Source organism: Streptomyces sp. NPDC005799 (assembly GCF_040630525.1).
Classification (GTDB): domain Bacteria; phylum Actinomycetota; class Actinomycetes; order Streptomycetales; family Streptomycetaceae; genus Streptomyces; species Streptomyces griseorubiginosus_B.
This window is the reverse complement of the sequence record NZ_JBEXXQ010000029.1, coordinates 114,802-132,407: the sequence shown is the minus strand read 5'-3', so window position 1 is coordinate 132,407 and position 17,606 is coordinate 114,802. Positions and strand designations below refer to the sequence as shown.

The following is a 17,606-nucleotide window of genomic DNA, read 5'->3' as shown; positions in this document are numbered from 1 at the left end:
AAGGACGGCAAGGGGTACATCGAGGACCGCCGTCCGAACGCCAACGTGGACCCGTACCTGGTGACGCGTCTGATCGTCGACACCTGCTGCTCCGCCCTGGAGAAGGCCGGCCAGGTCTGATCCGCTCGGCTCCGCCCAGGGGGCGCCCACCGTCGCGGTGGGCGCCCCCTGGCGTTGACGGACGGGGGCGGGTACCGGCGACTTCATGTCAAGGAAACGTCCAAGCAGTGAGAGGAGTCTCCTCGTGGGGGCCCGTGTCTGCTTCAATGGGACCATGGCCAGCTACCAGAACCACACCGCGACGGGTCGCACCGACCTCGAGCCGTTCTGGCCTTCCCGTCAGCACCACGACTTCGACCGGGTGTGTTGCCGCGCGATGAACGCGCCGGCCCTCTAAAGCCGTACAGGTCTCAAGCCGTACACGGTCTTCGGCCGACGCGAACGAGTACGTCCCCTCCGACGAACCTCTCGCGCGAAAGAGCTGACCTCTCATGGCGATCATGCGTTCCGTACCCACCGCGCCGCTCGACACCCCCTCCCCCACCGGTTCCCGGCACCGTCTGCGGGCCGTGGACCGGGACGAGGTGATCGACGTGGCGGAGTTCCTGCCGCCGGGCGCCACCTGGCTGCCCGCGCCCCAGCACACCCTGCCCACGCTGCCCGGACAGCCGCCGATGGTCGGCTACCTCGTCCTCATCCCCGCCGACCGGCCGCACCTCGCCCCGGCCGGCCTCGCCGCGGCGGACCCCGCCGACACGGCGGAGGCCGGTCCGCGGACCGAGGCGCTCGTCCGGATCGACCCCGTGCAGCGCACCGCCTCGGTGGACGGGCGCGAACTCGACCTGACCTACCTGGAGTTCGAGCTGCTCGCCCACCTGGTCGCGCACCCCGGCCGGGTGCACACCCGCGACCAGCTCGTCACCACCGTGTGGGGCTACGGGCACGTGGGCGACGGCCGTACGGTCGACGTCCACATCGCCCGGCTGCGCCGCAAGCTGGGCGCCGACTACCGGCAGGCGATCCAGACGGTCCGCCGGGTCGGCTACAAGTACACCCCGCCGACGGGCCGTTGATCTGCTGACGGCAGAGCACGGTTCCCTCCCGCGGGCGGGCCGGGCACAGTCACCGGTATGAGACTTCTGGTGCTGGGTGGTACGGAGTTCGCGGGACGGGCCGTCGTCGAGGCGGCTCTCGGGCGCGGCTGGGAGGTGACCGTCCTCAACCGGGGGCGGCAGCGGCCCCCGGCCGGTGTGCGGGCCCTTCACGGCGACCGCACCGCGGCCGACGGGCTCGTCGCCCTCGCGGAGGACACCTGGGACGTCGTCGTCGACACCTGGTCGGCCGCGCCCCGGGCCGTGCACGAGTCGGCGCGGCTGCTGCGGGGCCGCGCCGGGCGGTATGTGTACGTGTCCACCCGCTCGGTGTACGCCTGGCCCGCGCCGGCCGGGTACGACGAGGGCGCGCCGCTGGTCGAGGGCGCCGAGCCCGACGCCGGCCAGGAGGACTACGCGCGCGACAAGCGGGGGGCCGAGATCGCCGTCGTGGACGCCTTCGGCGCGGACCGTTCCGTGCTGGTACGGGCCGGATTGATCCTCGGGCCGTACGAGAACATCGGGCGGCTGCCGTGGTGGCTGGGGCGGATCGCGCGGGGCGGCCCGGTGCTGGCGCCGGGACCGCGGGAGCTGCCCCTGCAGTACGTCGATGTGCGGGACCTGGCCGACTGGGTGCTGGGGGCGGCCGAGCGGGAGCTTCAGGGCGCTTTCAATCTGACGAGCCCTCAGGGACACGCCACCATGGGGTCGTTGCTGGAGGCGTGCGTGGAGGTGACCGGGGGGCCGGCGGAACTGCGGTGGGTGGAGCCGGAGGTGGTCCTCGACGCCGGGATCGAGCCGTGGACGCAGTTGCCGGTGTGGGTGCCGGCGGGGAGCGACATGCATGACTTCCTGCACTCCGCGGACGTGGCCCGGGCGGTGGGGGCGGGGTTGAGGTGCCGGCCCGTGGAGGAGACCGTCGCCGACACCTGGGCCTGGCTTCAGGGGATCGGGGGGACGGCGCCGCAGCGGGCGGACCGGCCGTCGGTCGGGCTGGATCCGGTGGTGGAGGCGAAGGTGCTGGACGGACGGTGACCGGATCCCCTACCCGGCGGGCAGTGACCGGATCCCCTACCCGGGGGCTGTGACCCGATCCCGGGCCCGGCGGGCAGTGCCCCGATTCCGTACCCGGGGTGTATCTGGCACCACCCCGTGAGCGGGGGGCCTGGCCCCGTGACCCCGGCGCACGGGCCAGCGAGACTGCTGGCATGAACACCAACACGAAAAGCGGCTCTCTTTCCGCGAGGGCCCGGGACGTCGTCGTCGCGGCGGGGCGGGGGTTCGTGCTGGCTCTGGTGAGTCTTCCGGGGGCGGTGCTGGGATTCACCCTCGCACTCGTGTCCATCGCGCTCGTCCCGGTCGGGATCGGGCTGGTCACGACCCCGTGGGTGCTGGACCGGGTGCGGGCGTTCGCGGACTGGCGGCGGAAGGTGGCGGCCGCGTGGTGCGGGGTGGTGATCCCGTCGGCGTACCGGCCGGTCCCCGAGGGCAGGCCCTGGACACGGACGTACACGTTGCTGCGCGACCCGGCCGTGTGGCGGGACCTGCGGTGGCTCCAGGTGGACATGACGGCGGGGTACGTCACCGCGGTGCTGCCGGTGGTGCTGTTCCTCTACCCGCTGGAGGGGATCGCGGTCGCGGCCGGGCTGTGGCGGCCCCTCTCCCAGTGGGGCGGGTACTGGTACGGGTTCGTCCATGTCACCGACCAGTCCTCCGCGTTCGGCGCCGGCGCGCTGGCCCTCGTGCTGCTCGCCCTCACTCCTCTCGCACCGCGACTGGTGACCGCCCACTTCCGGCTCACCCGTTCCGTACTGGGCGCCAGCCAACGTGAGCTGGCCGAGCGGGTGCGGGTGCTGACCGAGACGCGCAAGGACGCCGTGGACTCCTCGGCGGCCGAACTGCGGCGCATCGAGCGGGACCTGCACGACGGGGCGCAGGCGCGGCTGGTGGCGATGGGGATGGATCTGGGCACGATCGAGACGCTCCTGGACAAGGATCCCGCGAAGACCAAGCAGTTGCTCGCGCAGGCCCGCCAGTCCTCCGTGGACGCGCTGGCCGAGCTCAGGGAGCTGGTGCGCGGCATCCATCCGCCGGTGCTCGCCGAGCGCGGACTGGGTGACGCCGTGCGGGCGTTGGCGCTGCGGCTGCCTGTTCCCACGGAGGTGAACGTCGAGATGGGCGGGCGCGCCGAGGCGCCGGTGGAGGCCGCCGCCTACTTCGCGGTCAGCGAGGTCCTCACCAACGCGGTCAAGCACTCCGGCGCGGACCGGATCTGGGTCGACCTGCACCACGAGGACGGGCGGCTGCGGGTGACCGTCACGGACAACGGCAAGGGCGGTGCGGTGATCGGGGCCGGTTCGGGGCTGGCCGGGGTGGAACGGCGGCTGGGTACATTCGACGGCGTCCTGGCCGTCAGCTCTCCCGCCGGCGGTCCCACCATGGTCACCATGGAGATCCCTTGCGCGTCGTCCTAGCCGAAGACCTCTTCCTGCTGCGGGACGGACTGGTCCGTCTCCTGGAGGCCCACGACTTCGAGATCGCCGCCGCCGTCGAGTCCGGCCCCGAGCTCACCCGGGCGCTGGCCGAGCTGGAGCCGGACGTCGCCGTGGTCGACGTACGGCTGCCGCCGACCCACACCGACGAGGGGCTGCAGTGCGCGCTCCAGGCGCGCCGGAGCAGGCCCGGGCTGCCGGTGCTGGTGCTCTCGCAGCACGTGGAGCAGCTGTACGCGCGTGAGCTGCTGGCGGACGGCAGCGGCGGGGTGGGGTATCTGCTCAAGGACCGGGTGTTCGACGCGGAACAGTTCGTGGACGCCGTACGCAGGGTGGCGGCGGGCGGTACGGCGATGGATCCGCAGGTGATCCAGCAGCTGCTGTCCCGGCGGGCCGTCGACGACCGGCCGCTGGCCCGGCTGACCCCCCGTGAGCTGGAGGTGCTGGAGCTGATGGCACAGGGACGGTCCAACGCGGCGATCGCCGGACAGCTGGTGGTGACAGAACGGGCGATCGCCAAGCACACCTCCAACATCTTCACCAAACTGGACCTGGAGGTGTCGGACGACGACAATCGTCGCGTTCTGGCCGTCCTCGCCTACCTCGACCAGGGCCGGTGAGGGACCGGCGATTTTCTGTAACTTCTGCTGCTCAGGCGGTGGTTGGGACACCAAGGACTGGTAAACCTCTGATTTGTTTGTGGGGTGGCTGAACACCCCTGAGGCGGCGCCCGTATCAATGGGCGCCGCTTCACTCCTGTCGGGCGCCTCGATGCCCCGCCAAGCCCGCAAGGAAGTCAGAGGAGTTCCATGGGACGCAACAATCGCAAACGCCGCACGCCGCTGGCCACCAAGGCCATAGCCGCATCGGCGGCCCTAGCGCTCGGTGGGGGCGGGCTGATCTGGGCGAACTTCTACGCCTCGGCGCACGAGTCCAACAACGCGGGGCAGAACCAGACCAAGGCCGCCGCCGCGACGGTGGCCACCATCGCCTGCCCCGACGTCGGCCAGAAGCTCACGAACGTGCCGGCCAAGGCCCAGCAGGGCGTGGCGACCGAGCTGGCGAACCTCGACAAGCAGATCACCGAGGCCTACGCCCGGCTCGCCTCCACGCGCCAGGCGCAGACGCAGGACGCCAGCTTCGTGCAGAACGCGATCGTCGGCCCCCTCAAGGAGAAGCGGGCGGCGACCCTCGACCGGATCCGCATCGACATCCAGCGTGTCGGCGGTCAGGTCGACGCTGCCGGGCTCCAGGCCCTCGCCGCCTGCACGACGATGACCACCAACCAGACCACCGCCGGCCAGGGCAACAACGGCGGGCAGCAGAACAACGGTGGTCAGCAGCAGAACGGCGGCCAGAACAACGGCGGCCAGCAGAACAACGGCGGTCAGCAGCAGAACGGCGGCCAGCAGCAGGGCAACGGACAGGCCGGCAACGGTCAGGCCGGCGGTGCCCAGAACATCGGCGGTCAGGCCGGCAACGGTCCGGTCGCGGCCGACTTCGTGGACATCACGAAGGTCCAGCCGAACGTCGCCGCCAAGCCGGCTGCCAACGGCAACGCCTCGAAGGGCACCTTCGTCACCCGGTGCGGTGTCAACGCGAACAAGAACCACAACACCGACAACGTCATCGTGGCGCCCGGCGTGACCAACGGCGCGCACCACCTGCACGACTACGTCGGCAACCAGAAGGTCAACGCGTTCGCGACGAACGACTCGCTGATCAAGGACCAGACCAGCTGCCAGAACCAGGGCGACCTGTCGGCCTACTACTGGCCGGTCGTGCGTATCCAGGACGGTACGCAGGACTTCGACCAGAACGCGGACGGCGGCGGCAAGGAGGGCAACGTCGGCAAGATCCTGACGCCCGTCCAGGCGCAGATCAAGTACGTCGGCTCGCCCACCAGCAAGGTCACCGCGATGCCGCAGTTCCTGCGCATCATCACCGGTGACGCCAAGACCACCACCAACGGTCTGGCGAACGCCAACGCGCACTGGTCCTGCACCGGCTTCGAGAACAAGGTCCAGCTGACGACGCAGTACCCGATCTGCCCGCAGGGCAGCAACGTGGTCCGCACGTTCGCCTTCCAGTCCTGCTGGGACGGCAAGAACATCGACAGCGCCAACCACCGGACGCACGTCGCGTTCGCCGACGCCAACGGCAACTGCCAGAACGGCTTCAAGGCGATCCCGCAGCTGACGATGCGCCTGGTGTACAAGATCAACCCGCCGGTCCTGCAGAACGGCCAGGTGAAGAACGCCTACGCGGTGGACGGCTTCCCCGACCAGCTGCACAAGGCGGCCACGGACCACGACGACTTCATCGCGGTCTTCAAGAACAACCTGGCGAACACCATCGCCAACTGCATCAACCAGGGCCGCAAGTGCCAGTGACCCACTGAGCGTGTGAGCGACCGAAGAAGGCCGGTGGCGGGAGATCCCGCCACCGGCCTTCCGGTGTGTGCAGCAGGGGTTCAGCCGGTGTGACTGCCGCCGTGCTGGCTGTGGTTCGTGCCGATCTCCTCCTCGCCGCCCAGCGTGGTCTGCAGCGCCTTGACGACCTTGTCCTCGCCGACGGCGACCCACTTGCGGCCCACGAGGTAGAAACCGCCGTAGTCCTTCGCGTCGTTGATCCACTCGCGCTGGCCGCGGTCGGTGGCGAAGGTGGCGAAGACGTACTTGCCGTCGGAGGTCTTGCAGATGGCCTGGCGGACCTCGTCGGAGTCGATCTGCATGTCCGGCTTGCACTTCGCCTTGGCGGCCAGGCTCTCCAGGCTGCCGGTGGCGGTGACCGGCACCTTCGCGGCCGCGTCACTGTCTCCGGATCCGCAGCCCGTCAGCACCAGGACGGCCGCGGCACCGGCCACGGCGAGCATCGGTCGGGTCAACCTCATCTGTTCCTCCGGGTCGCTCTGCCATCTGGGCCTGCGTCCGGCCGGCACGGCAGACGGAATGTGCCGGCCGGGCCCAAGAGCCCGTTCCCTTCCATACGGCCGTGGGGCCGGGGGTGCTCAAATCCGGTGGGAGTCAGGGTACGGGTGTGCGAAAGTACGGTCCGTGAATCAGGACTGGGAAGATCGCGTGACCGCCGCTTGGGCCGCCTTCGACGACTACGCGGAGGAGGACGCCGGGGACTTCCGGGCCGTGATCGAGGCGCTCGCCGCCGAGCTGCCCGAGCACAGCCCGCTGGGGCTCTTCGAGCGGGCCTGCGCCTGGGACTCGACCGGCCACTCGGACAAGGCGATCCCGCTGTACCGGGAGGCGCTGGACCGGGGGCTGAGCGAGGTCAGCGGATACAAGGGCAGGCGGGCCAAGATCCAGTTGGCCAGTTCGCTGCGCAACCTGGGGCGGGCCGAGGAGGGCGTCAAACTGCTGACGCCCGAACTTCAGTCCCCCTCGGACGAGTTGGACGACGCGGTACGAGCGTGTCTGGCGCTGTGCCTGTCCAGCCTCGGCCGGGACCGCGAAGGTCTCTCCCTCGTGCTGGGCGCCCTCGCCCCCCATCTGCCGCGCTACCAGCGCTCGATGGCGAACTACGCGCGGCTGCTGGTCGAACCCGGGGAGTGAGTCCCCCGGGTGGCGGTGACCATCCGACGATTCGCTCGTTCTGCTGAACGTGCAGTCACAGGATGTCGCCCCGCGCCCCGCACCGTCCTCAGCAGAGCCGGTCGTCGACGTCGAGCAGGCCGAGGCCGCGCTCGTCGAGCACTACCCCCGGCTGGTCCGGCTCGCCTACCTGGTGCTGCCGCCGAGCCTGGGCCGCAACCGGCGCGTGGTGACCGCCCATGCGCTGGTCCAGCGCGCCCTGCCCAGGGGCAAGGCCTCGGCACCCCTGATCCCGGCCCAGTCCAAGGGCCGGGACGGCGACCCGGGCTACGCCTTCGTCCGGCTCCAGGTGCTGCGCACCGCTCTGGAGGCGGGCCTCCCGCTCAGGTTCACCGCGTGGCCGAGGCGCTCCCAGCTGCCGCCGCTGCTCCCCCAGGTGTGGGGCCTGCGCCTGTTCCCCCGCTCGGGCGGCGCCGACGAACTCGCCCTGGACCAGCGGCTGTCGACGCTGTCCGGCCCCGGCCGCGCCGCCTATGTCCTGCGCGGACTGGAGCGACTCCCCGACGGCGACGTCCGCGCGATCCTCACGGCGGCCGGCTGCGCGGACGTGGACGAGGCGCTGAACGAGGCCGACGAGATCCCGGCGGCACACCATCCCCACCTGGACTCCCCCGAGTTCGACCCCTGTTCGCTGCACGCCCGGCCCACCGACCTGATGCGGCGCCGGCAGCACACCCGGGCCGCGCTCGCCGCCGCCGCGGCCCTCGCGGTGTGCGGGGCGCTGCTCGCCCTGCCCGGCGGCGGCTGGGGTCCCGACGGCGCGGCCGCTCCCGCCTACGCGCAGAACCCGGCCGCCGAGGCCGCCCTCGACCCGGCCAAGCTCCTCCGTGTCCCGCCCACCGCCTGGCAGTCCTCGGCCCGCACGGACTTCTCCGTCTGGCCGGCCCGCGGCGACCTCACCGGCGACAAGCCGCTGCTGCGCCGTGCCCTCGCCGTCTGGGCCCGCCCCAGCGAGCACGTCCAGGTCTCCGCGACACCCGACACCCCCTCCGGCGGCCCCGCCGGCCCGCCGCAGCTGCTGTACGCGGGGGACGTCGACAGCGCGCGGGTGGTGATCCTGTACGACGGGCTGCGCATCGCCCGTTACGCCGAGCCGAAGGACGGCACCAAGGGCGCCGCGCTCGACTTCGCTCGGGTCGACGGAGCGGACCGGACCGAGGCGAGCGCGCTGGTGCTGGGCCGGGCCGACGGCAACGTCCGCTATCTGACGGCGCCCTGGGTCACCCGGGCCGCCGAGCGCGACCTGCTCAAGCCGGGCGCCGGCGCGATGGACCTCGGCCCCACCGGGGGCATCACCTCACCCCTGGCCAGTGCCGCCCAGCAGACCGGTAGCTGCGCCTCGTGGAACGTGCTGGAGCTGACCGACGACACGGGCACGCATCTGCTGACCGACCTCGGCGAACTGGTCCCGGCCCGCCTCACCACCGGGCGGCCCGGCGCGAAACGTGACTCCTCCGGCGCGGAGGGGCTGCGTGTCTGGGCTCCGTACGCCTGCTCGCTGTCGGCGATGCGGTCGGCGGGGGTGCGCGGTGTCAACGCCTGGACGTATGCCGCCCAAGCGCTGCCCGAGGCGAACGGTTCGGCGGACTGGGTGTGCACCCGGGCCGAGACGTGGAGCGGCGCCGGCCCGCGTGTGCTGGCCCAGTTCCGCACGCCGGGCGGGACGTACGGGGCGGTCGCGGCGAAGGCCGAGAACTCGCCGGCGTGCGGCACGAAGGATCCGCATGTCCTCGCCGGGGTGCTGTGGAAGTCGGAGGCGGGGCACTGGTATCTGCTGGCGGCGGGCAGCGAGGGCACGGCGTCGATCGGCGCGTCCGGCGGGGTCACGGGTTCGGCCCAGGGGAAGTCGCTGGTCGTGCGGGCCCGCCCGGGAGCGCAGGCCGAGCTGAAGGCGACCCTGACGGACGGACGGGTGCTGAGCGGGCTCGGCTGAGGGGTCAACACCCGCCAGTGGCAGCGGAGTTCGAGTCCGAAGGTGCTCTCGCCGCCGACCTACGACGCCGCGTAGATGTGAACACCCTTGGTCGGTCTCGTCCGTTCGGGGCCGGATCCGATCGGTAAGGTGTTCGCATGACCACCGGAGTACGCCGCAGAATGGGAGTCGAGGAGCGGCGGCAGCAGTTGATCGGCGTCGCCCTCGAACTGTTCAGCCAAAGATCTCCCGACGACGTCTCCATCGACGAGATAGCAGCCGCCGCGGGCATCTCCCGGCCGCTGGTCTACCACTACTTCCCCGGCAAACTCAGCCTGTACGAGGCCGCGTTGAGGCGGGCGGCGGACGATCTGGCGGGCCGGTTCAAGGAGCCGCACCAAGGCCCGCTGGGGGCACGGCTGCTGCGTGCGATGCACCGGTTCTTCGACTTCGTGGACGAACACGGGCCCGGTTTCTCGGCGTTGATGCGCGGCGGCCCGGCGGTCGGCTCCTCCAACACGAACGCGCTCATCGACGCCGTACGGCAGGCCGCGTATGACCAGATCCTGTCGCATCTGGGCGTGGAGGACCCGCCCGCGCGGCTGGAACTGGTCGTCCGCTCCTGGATCTCGCTGGCCGAGTCGACCGCGCTGATCTGGCTGGACGGCCGGCGCATTCCGCGCGCCGAGCTGGAGGCGCAACTGGTGCACGACTTCGCCGCGCTGGCCGCGGTGAGCGCCGCCTACGACGACGAGATGGGCGCGCTGCTGCGCAAGATGGTCCAGAACGAGCCGGCCGACGGGCCCTTCGCGGACCTGGTCGCCCGGCTGCTCGCCCTGGCGTCCTGAGGAGGGCCCGGGACCGGAGCGGGCCTCAGCGCTCGAACTTGCGGTAGGAGGGATCGAGGTCGCGGACCTCGGCGGAGGCGTGCAGGGTGGCGGGGCCGTCGTCCTCGACGTGCTTCTTCAGCAGCTCCAGCACGGCCTCGGTCAGCCGCGCCTTGGTCTCGTCGGTGCGGCCGGCGAGCAGCCCGATGGTGACGTGCACGACGGCGTGACCGAAGTCCCCGGGGTCCTCGTAGCCGAACGCGGTGACCTGGGACGCCCGGAACTGCGTCTTGCAGGCCTCGGGCTTGGCGGCGGCGATCTCCACGAGCGCGTGATGGAGGTCCAGCGCGAAGCCCTCCCGGTCGAACGAGATCGCTTTCGAGTGATCGACGGTGATCTGCGGCATGGGCACCCCTGTTCTACGACGGCGGCTACCGGCTCACCCTAGTTCCTCAGTTGCGTTCCTCAGTTGGAGGGCCAGCATCGCGATGTCGTCCTCGCGGTCGTGGCCGAAGGAGGCCAGCAGGGTGTCGCACAGGGCGTCCAGGCCGGGAAGGGCGCCCACGGCGGCCGCGCGCAGGTGCTCCATGGAGTCGGTGAGGTCGATGCCGCGGGTCTCGATCAGACCGTCGGTGATCATCAGAAGCCGGTCGGTGGGCTCCAGGAGCAGCTCGGTGGGCGGCGGATGGGGCAGCCCCACGCCGAGCAGCGGACCGGACGCCTTGACGTACTCGGCGCTGCCGTCCGCCCCGAGGATCAGCGGCGGCACATGCCCGGCGTTGGCGATCCGGGTCCGCCCGCTGGCCGGGTCGATCAGCGCCAGGCACACGGTGGCGGTGACCTCGGCGTGGTAGCGCTGGAGCAACCGGTCGAGCCGCTCGGCGAGCACGGCGGGGTCGCTCTCGTCGACGCAGTAGGCGCGCAGCGCGTGCCGCAGCTCGACCATGACGGTCGCCGCGTCCAGCGAGTGCCCCACGACATCCCCGACGGCGGTGAGGACGCCGCCGTCGACCCGCAGCGCGGCGTAGAAGTCGCCGCCGATCTCGGTGTCGCTGGACGCCGGCACATAGCGGACCGCGAGGTCCACGCCCGGCAGCTCGGGCAGCCGTTGCGGCAGGAAGCTGTGCTGCAGGGTGAGCGCGACATGCCGCTCCACCTGGTACATCAGCAGCGGTTCGGCGGCCAGCGCGGTGGCCTGGGCGAGCTGGGCGAGCAGTGCCTCGCCCTCGGGGCTGACCCGGCGCAGCCCACGGGTGGGCGTGGCCAGGCAGACCGGCGCCTTGCCGTCCTGGGTGAGCACCAGCGCGAGGCGGGCGTCGTGCTGCACCCCGGGCCGGAAGAACCCGGTGGGCCACAACGGGGCGGGCACGGTGGTGATCTGCACCCCCGCCTGTCCCCGGGTCAGCCGGCGCAGCAGGCCCGCCACGGCCCGGTGGGCGCCCTCGTCGGGCAGGGCGAGGGCGGTGCGGTCCCGGGACAGACCCCGGTAGAGCTCGTCGTCCTGGTCGAGCACGAACACCGCGGCCGGGCAGCCGATCAGCCGCGCGGCGCCCTCGGCGGCCACCTCGGCGAGTTCCCGCAGGGAGCGGGCCGCCTGGATGGTCACGATCGTCTCCGACAGCAGCTGCAGTCGCCGTACCAGCGCCTGGTCGTCGGCGCGCAGCCGGGCCGCGCGGACCGCGGAGCGCACCACCGCCTCGATCTCCTCGGGCTCCGCGGGCACCGTCAGATACGCCTCGGCGCCCGCGTCCAGCCCCTCGCAGCGGTTGGTCGGGGCCACGGACAGGGCCGAGAAGTGCACGACCGGCAGCCCGGCCATGTGCGGTCGGTCCTTGAGCCGGCGGCACAGTTCGAAGCCGCTCATGTCGGGCAGGTGCACGTCGACCAGGGCCACGTCGGGCAGGGTGCCCTTGCGCAGCCGTACGTCGATCTCGGCCAGCGCCTCGGAGCCGCTGGCGACCGCGACGACCTCGTGGCCGGCGCGCCGCAGCACGGTGCCCATGGCATACCGGCTCGCGGCCACGTCGTCCACGACCAGCACGGTCGTGCCTGTCAGTTTGCCGTTGACGTCCATCTCCAGCCCTTGGACAGCACCGGTGGGACAGACCCGGGTGACGGGCCTGTCCCACCAAAGGTAATGCCGATATCAGGCAGTCCGGGAGAACACCGCCACAGTACGCCCCGGAACGACGAACGTGCCCGATTTCCGCTCGTACGACGACGACTTGACGATAGAGTCCGCGCCCGCCGCCTGCACAGGGTGCAGGCGGTAAGAGATTCCTGTCAGGTCCGGGACGCGCTGCTCCTGCCGGGTCGGCGTCGCGTTGAACACGACGACGAGATCACCGAGTTCCATGGTGATCACTCCGGGTGTCTCGTCCTTCCCGGACAGCGGGAAGGACAGCTTCGACTGCACCTGTCCGGCCGTGTCGAGCGAGAACACGCTGTCCGTCGTACGGATCCTCAGCAGGTCGCGGTAGGCGGCCGAGGCACCGTCGATCTGCTCGCACCCCACCTTCACCGTGCCCAACAGGGGTTTGGCCCAGGGCCACTTGGACTGGTTGTCGGCCGCCATGGGCAGGCCCCGCCCGAAGCCGTTGCCGTCGGCGCAGTTCCAGTGGATCGCGTTGAACCAGTCGCCGCTGTCGAAGGAGTTGCGGTCCAGGGACTTCGAGCGCAGCAGGTCGGAGCCCGCCTGGGACAGGGACGGCCCCTGCGAGAGGGTGGCCGTCGCCATCGCCAGGACCTGCATCCGGGCGCGGTCGGCGGCGGAGGTGGCCGAGGGCAGCTTGTACGTCAGCGCGTCGAACAGGGACTCGTTGTCGTGGGCGTCGGTGTAGGCGAGGGCGTCGCCGGGCGCGTCCGCGTATCCGGCGGGCTGCCCGTTGTAGTCGACCTCGGCGCCGGTGACCTCCTTGCCGTCGGTGTCGGTGAAGCGGTAGGCGGCGAGGTTGCCGGACAGACCCACCTTGATCAGGTCCTGGTAGTGCAGCAGACGGGCCTTCTGCTCGGCCGGAGTGCCGTTGGCGGTGGAGGGGCCGGGATCGGTGTAGAGACCGGAGGCGAAGCCCTGGACGCCGGGGTCGGAGTCGAAGGGGCCGCCGCCGCGGACGGCGTCCCGGGCGCGGTCGGAGAAGGTGGCGATGCCGGTGCCGGCCATGTTCTTCTGGGTGGCCTGCACGAAGCGGGCGTCGTCGGCGACCTCGCCGAAGTTCCAGCCCTCCCCGTACAGGATGATCTTCCTGCCGTCGACGCCGTCCTTCTTGAGGGTGAGCGCGTCGAGGGCCTTCCTGACGGCCAGGATGTTGGCCTTGGGGTGGTGGCCCATGAGGTCGAAGCGGAAGCCGTCGACCTTGTACTCCTTGGCCCAGGTGACGATCGAGTCGACGACCAGCTTGCCCATCATGGCGTTCTCGGGCGCGGTGTTCGCGCAGCAGGTGCTGTTGGCGACCGAGCCGTCCGCGAGCAGCCGCTGGTAGTAACCCGGCACGATCTGGTCGAGCACGCTGGTGTCGGCCTCACCGGCGGCGGAGGTGTGGTTGTAGACGACGTCCATGACGACCCGCAGCCCGTCCTGGTTGAGCGCCTTGACCATCTCGCGGAACTCGACCGTGCGCCCGGTGCCGTTGGGGTCGGTGGCGTACGAGCCCTCCGGGACGCTGAAGTGGTAGGGGTCGTAGCCCCAGTTGTAGGCGTCCTTGGCGGCCGTCTTCGCCACGCAGGCCTGCTGCTGGTCGGAATCGGCCGGGTAGGAGGCGAGGTCGCAGTCGGGTGTCGCCTGGTCGGCCTTCTTCTCCGGCACGGTGGCGAAGTCGAAGGCGGGCAGCAGATGGACGTAGGACGTGCCGGACCTGGCCAGTTCCCGCAGATGCCTCGATCCGTCACTGTTGCTGTCGGTGAAGGCGAGATAGGTGCCCTGGTCCTTGGCCGGCACGGTCTTGTCCGCGACGGAGAAGTCCCGGATGTGCAGTTCCTGGATCTGAGCGTCCCGCAGCGGTACGGCCTTGGGCTTGGCGAGGCCCGACCAGCCGCTCGGGGCGAGGGACTTGTCGTCCAGGTCGACGACGAGGCTGCGCTCGGAGTCCGCGGTGAGGGCGAGCGAGTAGGGGTCGGTGACCTTGTTGGTGACGACCTTGCGGACGCTGGGCGCCCACACCTTCACGACGTACCGGTACTCCTTGCCCTTCCAGGACGCGGGGCCGGTGACGGACCAGACGCCGGTGGAGTCGTCGCGGCGCATCGCTTTGAGGGAACCGCCCAGTTCCAGCGACACGCTCCGCGCGGTGGGCGCCCAGACGGACAGGGTGGGGCGGCCCTTGGGGAACGTCGGGCCCAGCTCCGCCTTGGTCGCGCCCGGGTACAGGTCGTCGAGCACGCCGGCGATCTGGACGCCTGTCGCCGCCTGCACCGCGCCGTTCGCGGCCCGTTGGGAGGCGACGAGCTGCCCGTCGAGGGCCTGGCGCACCCGGCTGCGGTCGCGCGGGTCGACCGACCAGGCCGTGTAGTCCTTCAGATACGGGAACCTGGTCTTCTGCGCGTCGGTGAGGGTCGTCCTCTCCAGCCGCAGCCAGCGCTCGTCGTCACTCGTGAGCGTGCCGTCCTTCACGGCGATCGAGCCGTCGTGGGAGTACAGCAACTGGGTGGAGACGGCCGCGTCCGAGCCGTTCCAGGCGACGGTGTCGCGGTCGATCCAGACGGCCTTGGAGGTGGTCAGGTCGAGCGCGGCGGCCGAGCCGGCGGGCTGGGGCAGCAGGTACTTCTCCTGTCCGTTCAGCAGCCACACCTCGTAGCCGTTCGCCTTGAGGTCCAGGGACTGGTCGGCGGGCAGGTCCTTCTCGTCGCCCTTGTGGATGATGTAACTCAGGCTGGTGGCACCGTCGGTGAGGGGCACCTCGAAGACCGCGCCGTAGGCGTCGGTCCTGACCGGCTTCAGCGGGCTCGACCAGTCGGTGGGGTTCGCGGCGCCGGTCCAGACGTGCAGGCCCCAGCCGTCGTAGCTCCCGTCGGCGCGGTGGTAGTGGATGACCGCCTTGGTCCTGTCCTGCGCCGGGTAGTCGGGCCGGGTGGTGCGCACGGTCTCCTTGCCCTGTTCGATCCACACCTCACCGGTCTTGGTGACGTCGATGGAGCGGTCGGCGGAGACGTCCTTGTCGCCGTTCTTGTCGATGACGAGGAATCCGACGCTCGAGGCGCCCGGCTTCAGCTTGACGTAAGCGAAGGCCCCGTAGGCGTCCCGGCCGACGAAGGGGTGGCTGGCGGGCCAGGTCGTGGCCTCACCGTCGGCGAGGTCGCCCCAGGCGTACAGGCCCCAGTTGTCGTAGTCGCCGTCGGTGCGCTTGTAGTGGACGATCGCGTAGTCGCGTGAGGAGGCGGTGGGGACCTCCGGAGCGGGCGGGGTGCCGGTGGTGGACGCGGCCGTGGCGGACGCGGTGTGCCCGGCCGAGTCGATGACGACCGCCTTGTAGCGCAGGGGCGTTCCGGCCGGGACGTCCTCGGCGATGGTCTGGGTGACCTTGTACGGGGCGTGGTCGGCGGAGCCGAGCGTCCGCCAGCTGCCGTCGCCGACCTGGGCGGCGAAGACGACCCGGTTGAGCCCGCCGCCGGTGACGTCGGCGGACAGCTCCACCGTGCCGGTGGCGCCGGCGTCGGGGGCCTTGAGGGTGAGGGTGGGCTTCACGGCCGGCTCGGCGAGCTTGCCGGCCGCCTTGAGGACGATCGCCGACCCGGCCGGGACGGTGACGGTGACCTGCCGGTCGGCTCCGGAGGTGGCGTCCTCCGCAGTGCCGTAGATGCCATGGAACTTCATGCCCGCGGAACCGGTCGCGAAGGTCGCCGACTTCGCCTCGCCGGCGTTGTTGAGGGCGACCACGTACTCCTGGCCGGTCCGGGCGTCGGTGCGCGAGAAGGCGTAGACGCCGGGGCCGTCGGCCGCGTACCGCTGGGTCTGCACTCCGTCGGCGAGGGCCGGGTTGTCCTTGCGCAGCTTGCCGAGGGCGCTGATCTGCCGGTAGAGCGGCGCACGTGTGTCGTACGCGTCGTTCGCGGCGGTGCGGTCGGTGCCGATCTCGTCGTCGTCGAGGTAGTCGGCGACCTTGGAGGCGAACATGGTCTGGCGGGCGTCCTTGTCGCCGCCGGAGCCGGTGAAGCCCTGCTCGTCGCCGTAGTAGACGACCGGGTTGCCCCGGCTGAGGAACATGACCTCGTTGGCGAGTTCGTCCTTCTTGAGGATCTCGGCGTCCGTCGCCTTCGGGTTGTCCTGCTTCAGGAAGTACCCGATCCGGCCCATGTCGTGGTTGCCGAGGAAGGTGACCTGCTCGTAGGCGTTGGCCTTGTCGGTCGTGTACTTGTAGTCGTCCGCGAAGACGCCCGCGAGTTTTTGCGCGCCGGCGCCCTGGGAGGCGTAGGCGCGGGCCGCGTCCTGGAAGGGGAAGTCCAGGGTGGCGTCGAGGCGGCCCTGGGTGACGTACGGGGAGGTGACCGAGGTGTCGGCGGAGTAGGTCTCGCCGAACATGAAGAAGTTCTTACGGCCGTGCTCGGCCGCGTACTTGTCCAGCGCGGTCGCCCACTGCGTCCAGAACTCCATGTTCACGTTCTTGACGGTGTCGATCCGGAACCCGTCGATGGCGAAGTCCCGCACCCACCGCTCGTAGATCTTCTCCATGCCGCTGACGACCTCGGGCCGCTCGGTCCACAGGTCGTCCAGGCCCGAGAAGTCGCCGTGGGTCGCGGACTCCCCGGCGAAGGTCGAGTCGCCGCGGTTGTGGTACATCGTCTCGTCGTTGAGCCAGGAGGGGACCTTCGACCGGCTCGTGACCGTGGGGGTGCGCGGGAAGGAGGCGCCGGAGACGGCCGGGAACTTCTTCTTCCCGTCCGCGTAGTCGGCGTCGTCGAAGGGCCGTCCGTCCTTGGTCAGATAGGGGAAGGCGCCCTTGGAGAGGTAGTCGTAGGACTTCTCCCGGTAGTCGACGACGTCGGCGGTGTGGTTGGTGATGACGTCGAAGAAGACCTTCATGCCCTTGGCGTGTGCCTTGGAGATCAGGGTCTCGAGGTCCTTGTTGGTGCCGAAGTGCGGGTCGACCTGGGTGAAGTCGGTGATCCAGTAGCCGTGGTAGCCCGCCGAGGCGTTGCTCCCCGTGCCCTGCACGGGCCTGTTCTTGAAGATCGGGGCCATCCAGATGGCGGTGGTGCCCAGGCCCTTGATGTAGTCGAGGCGCCGGGTCAGGCCCTTGAGGTCGCCGCCCTGGTAGAACCCCTTGTCGGTGGGGTCGTAGCCGGTGGACAGGCGTGAGCCGGTCAGACCGCCCTTGTCGTTGCCGGTGTCGCCGTTGGCGAAACGGTCCGGCATGACGAAGTAGAACTGCTCGCGGGTGTCGTCGTGCCGGGCGGGCTCGGTGGCGAGCTTCCTGTCGGAGGGCGGCGGGGGCGGGGTGGCCGCCCGGGCGGCCAGTGGCTGGATCAGGGCGGCGGCAACGGCCACGACGGTGACGGCCGCGACCCGTCTCGCTCTCGGTATCACAGGCGGGAACTCCTTGCGATGACGGCTCTGGTGGGTCCGACCCCGCGCGACCGTATCGCTGCCGAAAGGTTTACAGCAAGAGTATTGAAACTCATAGCAAGAAGTTTCAACGCCAATCTTGACGTGCCCTTCTCAACTGCCCCACTCTCACCACTGGTTGAAA

Annotated in this window: 13 protein-coding genes and 1 pseudogene; 10 read left to right on the top strand and 4 right to left on the bottom strand. The window is 70.8% G+C overall.

Annotated features, from left to right (window positions below; genetic code table 11):
- From ABZ453_RS27385 to ABZ453_RS27355, 7 genes and pseudogenes are all read left to right on the top strand, one after another.
- Positions 1-120, top strand: a pseudogene (locus ABZ453_RS27385) (glutamine synthetase); the annotation flags it as partial.
- Positions 121-274: 154 nt separating this feature from the next.
- A complete protein-coding gene (locus ABZ453_RS27380) occupies positions 275-397 on the top strand; it encodes a hypothetical protein (RefSeq protein WP_359018682.1) in 123 nt (40 codons plus the stop codon).
- 94 nt (positions 398-491) lie between these two features.
- Positions 492-1,073: a winged helix-turn-helix domain-containing protein gene (locus ABZ453_RS27375; RefSeq protein ID WP_359018680.1), complete on the top strand. Its 582-nt coding sequence runs from the start codon at positions 492-494 to the stop codon at positions 1,071-1,073.
- A gap of 57 nt (positions 1,074-1,130) precedes the next feature.
- A complete protein-coding gene (locus ABZ453_RS27370) occupies positions 1,131-2,126 on the top strand; it encodes an SDR family oxidoreductase (RefSeq protein ID WP_359018678.1) in 996 nt (331 codons plus the stop codon).
- Positions 2,127-2,299: 173 nt separating this feature from the next.
- Complete coding sequence (locus tag ABZ453_RS27365; RefSeq protein WP_359018676.1) at positions 2,300-3,565, top strand: sensor histidine kinase; 1,266 nt, start codon at positions 2,300-2,302, stop codon at positions 3,563-3,565.
- Complete coding sequence (locus tag ABZ453_RS27360) at positions 3,550-4,203, top strand: response regulator transcription factor (protein WP_359018674.1); 654 nt, start codon at positions 3,550-3,552, stop codon at positions 4,201-4,203. The genes ABZ453_RS27365 and ABZ453_RS27360 overlap by 16 nt, the downstream gene beginning before the upstream one ends.
- Before the next feature lie 189 nt (positions 4,204-4,392).
- Positions 4,393-5,976 carry a DUF1996 domain-containing protein gene (locus tag ABZ453_RS27355; protein ID WP_359018672.1) on the top strand — a complete coding sequence of 528 codons (1,584 nt, stop codon included), beginning with the start codon at positions 4,393-4,395 and terminating at the stop codon, positions 5,974-5,976.
- 80 nt (positions 5,977-6,056) lie between these two features.
- On the opposite strand, the gene ABZ453_RS27350 is transcribed toward ABZ453_RS27355, so the two are convergent.
- Complete coding sequence (locus ABZ453_RS27350; RefSeq protein WP_359018670.1) at positions 6,057-6,476, bottom strand: hypothetical protein; 420 nt, start codon at positions 6,474-6,476, stop codon at positions 6,057-6,059.
- Positions 6,477-6,639: 163 nt separating this feature from the next.
- Between ABZ453_RS27350 and ABZ453_RS27345 the strand changes: the two genes are divergently transcribed.
- The 3 genes from ABZ453_RS27345 (at position 6,640) to ABZ453_RS27335 (ending at position 9,948) form a co-directional block, all read left to right on the top strand.
- Complete coding sequence (locus tag ABZ453_RS27345; protein ID WP_359018668.1) at positions 6,640-7,149, top strand: tetratricopeptide repeat protein; 510 nt, start codon at positions 6,640-6,642, stop codon at positions 7,147-7,149.
- A 49-nt stretch (positions 7,150-7,198) separates the two neighbouring features.
- Positions 7,199-9,121 carry a hypothetical protein gene (locus tag ABZ453_RS27340; protein WP_359018666.1) on the top strand — a complete coding sequence of 641 codons (1,923 nt, stop codon included), beginning with the start codon at positions 7,199-7,201 and terminating at the stop codon, positions 9,119-9,121.
- A gap of 137 nt (positions 9,122-9,258) precedes the next feature.
- Positions 9,259-9,948 carry a TetR/AcrR family transcriptional regulator gene (locus ABZ453_RS27335; RefSeq protein ID WP_359018664.1) on the top strand — a complete coding sequence of 230 codons (690 nt, stop codon included), beginning with the start codon at positions 9,259-9,261 and terminating at the stop codon, positions 9,946-9,948.
- A 25-nt stretch (positions 9,949-9,973) separates the two neighbouring features.
- Here the strand turns inward: ABZ453_RS27335 and ABZ453_RS27330 are convergent, their stop codons facing one another.
- From ABZ453_RS27330 to pulA, 3 genes are all read right to left on the bottom strand, one after another.
- Positions 9,974-10,333 carry an isomerase gene (locus ABZ453_RS27330; protein ID WP_359018662.1) on the bottom strand — a complete coding sequence of 120 codons (360 nt, stop codon included), beginning with the start codon at positions 10,331-10,333 and terminating at the stop codon, positions 9,974-9,976.
- A gap of 33 nt (positions 10,334-10,366) precedes the next feature.
- Positions 10,367-12,001 carry a fused response regulator/phosphatase gene (locus tag ABZ453_RS27325; RefSeq protein ID WP_359018660.1) on the bottom strand — a complete coding sequence of 545 codons (1,635 nt, stop codon included), beginning with the start codon at positions 11,999-12,001 and terminating at the stop codon, positions 10,367-10,369.
- A gap of 72 nt (positions 12,002-12,073) precedes the next feature.
- Positions 12,074-17,443 (bottom strand): pullulanase-type alpha-1,6-glucosidase, encoded by a 5,370-nt coding sequence (gene pulA, locus ABZ453_RS27320; protein ID WP_359018658.1) that lies wholly within the window; start codon positions 17,441-17,443, stop codon positions 12,074-12,076.
- Positions 17,444-17,606: the final 163 nt, after the last annotated feature.